The organism is Coralloluteibacterium thermophilum (genome assembly GCF_042654365.1).
In the GTDB taxonomy this organism is placed as follows: domain Bacteria; phylum Pseudomonadota; class Gammaproteobacteria; order Xanthomonadales; family Xanthomonadaceae; genus Coralloluteibacterium; species Coralloluteibacterium thermophilum.
Window position 1 is genome coordinate 1 of record NZ_JBHSGG010000062.1, and the last position, 2,174, is coordinate 2,174.

A 2,174-nucleotide genomic window follows, 5' to 3' on the forward strand; every position below is an offset into this window, starting at 1 on the left:
CCCCAATTTATCGCTCAGTGGTGAACGATGTGGGAAGGCACAGACAGCCAGGAGGTTGGCTTAGAAGCAGCCACCCTTTAAAGAAAGCGTAATAGCTCACTGGTCGAGTCGGCCTGCGCGGAAGATTTAACGGGGCTAAGCGATAAACCGAAGCTTGGGGTGCACACGCTTGCGTGTGCGCGGTAGAGGAGCGTTCCGTACGCCTGCGAAGGTGGATTGAGAAGTCCGCTGGAGGTATCGGAAGTGCGAATGCTGACATGAGTAACGATAATGCGGGTGAAAAGCCCGCACGCCGAAAGCCCAAGGTTTCCTTGCGCAACGTTAATCGGCGCAGGGTGAGTCGGCCCCTAAGGTGAGGCAGAAATGCGTAGCCGATGGGAAGCAGGTTAATATTCCTGCACCTCGCGTGAGTGCGATGGGGGGACGGAGAAGGGTAGGTGTACCGGGCGTTGGTTGTCCCGGGGAAAGGCGGTAGGTTTGGGGCTTAGGCAAATCCGGGCCCCTTCAAGACCGAGCACCGAGACCAGGTCTTTAGACTGAAGTCACTGATCCCATGCTTCCAGGAAAAGCCCCTAAGCTTCAGCTCACGCAGACCGTACCGTAAACCGACACAGGTGGGTAGGATGAGAATTCTCAGGCGCTTGAGAGAACTCGGGTGAAGGAACTAGGCAACATGGCACCGTAACTTCGGGAGAAGGTGCGCCCTTTCTGGTGGCCCATGCGGGCTATAGCTGGAGAGGGCCGCAGTGACCAGGCCGCTGCGACTGTTTATCAAAAACACAGCACTCTGCAAACACGAAAGTGGACGTATAGGGTGTGACGCCTGCCCGGTGCTGGAAGGTTAATTGATGGGGTTAGCCGCAAGGCGAAGCTCTTGATCGAAGCCCCAGTAAACGGCGGCCGTAACTATAACGGTCCTAAGGTAGCGAAATTCCTTGTCGGGTAAGTTCCGACCTGCACGAATGGCGTAACGACAGCGGCGCTGTCTCCACCCGAGACTCAGTGAAATTGAAATCGCTGTGAAGATGCAGCGTTCCCGCGGCAAGACGGAAAGACCCCGTGAACCTTTACTATAGCTTTACACTGAACGTTGAGTTCGTCTGTGTAGGATAGGTGGGAGCCAGTGAAACCGGGACGCCAGTTCCGGTGGAGGCAACCTTGAAATACCACCCTGATGTGCTTGACGTTCTAACCCAGGTCCGTGATCCGGATCGGGGACCGTGTATGGTGGGTAGTTTGACTGGGGCGGTCTCCTCCTAAAGAGTAACGGAGGAGCACGAAGGTACGCTCAGCGCGGTCGGACATCGCGCACTGTGTGCAAAGGCATAAGCGTGCTTGACTGCAAGATCGACGGATCAAGCAGGTACGAAAGTAGGTCTTAGTGATCCGGTGGTTCTGTATGGAAGGGCCATCGCTCAACGGATAAAAGGTACTCCGGGGATAACAGGCTGATACCGCCCAAGAGTTCATATCGACGGCGGTGTTTGGCACCTCGATGTCGGCTCATCACATCCTGGGGCTGTAGTCGGTCCCAAGGGTATGGCTGTTCGCCATTTAAAGTGGTACGCGAGCTGGGTTCAGAACGTCGTGAGACAGTTCGGTCCCTATCTGTCGTGGGCGTTGGAGATTTGAGAGGAGCTGCTCCTAGTACGAGAGGACCGGAGTGGACGACCCTCTGGTGTTCCGGTTGTCACGCCAGTGGCATTGCCGGGTAGCTATGGTCGGACGGGATAACCGCTGAAAGCATCTAAGCGGGAAGCCTCCCTCAAGATGAGATCTCCCGGGGCACAAGCCCCCTCAAGGAACCATCAAGACCAGGTGGTTGATAGGCTGGGTGTGTAAGCACAGCAATGTGTTGAGCTAACCAGTACTAATGATCCGTGCGGCTTGATCCTATAACCTCAAGTGGCCTTGGACTCGACGGCACAACGGTCGACATTCCAACAACTTCGCTACGTCCCAACCCTATGTGCGCTGCGCGTCAAACCGCTGCAGCGCCCCAGTCTCCCTGGTGAACATAGCGGTGTGGAACCACCCGATCCCATCCCGAACTCGGACGTGAAACGCACCCGCGCCAATGGTAGTGTGGCACCAGCCATGCAAGAGTAGGTCATCGCCAGGGGTTTATCCCGCAGCGGCCCGGTCCTCCAAGGACCGGGCCGTTGTCTTTTGCG

At 56.5% G+C, this 2,174-nt stretch carries 2 rRNA genes; both read left to right on the forward strand.

From position 1 onward, the window contains the following. A 23S ribosomal RNA gene (locus ACFO3Q_RS16795) occupies window positions 1-1,895 on the forward strand; the annotation flags it as partial. A gap of 112 nt (window positions 1,896-2,007) precedes the next feature. Then, window positions 2,008-2,122: ribosomal RNA gene (gene rrf / locus ACFO3Q_RS16800) — 5S ribosomal RNA — on the forward strand. Window positions 2,123-2,174 lie beyond the last annotated feature (52 nt).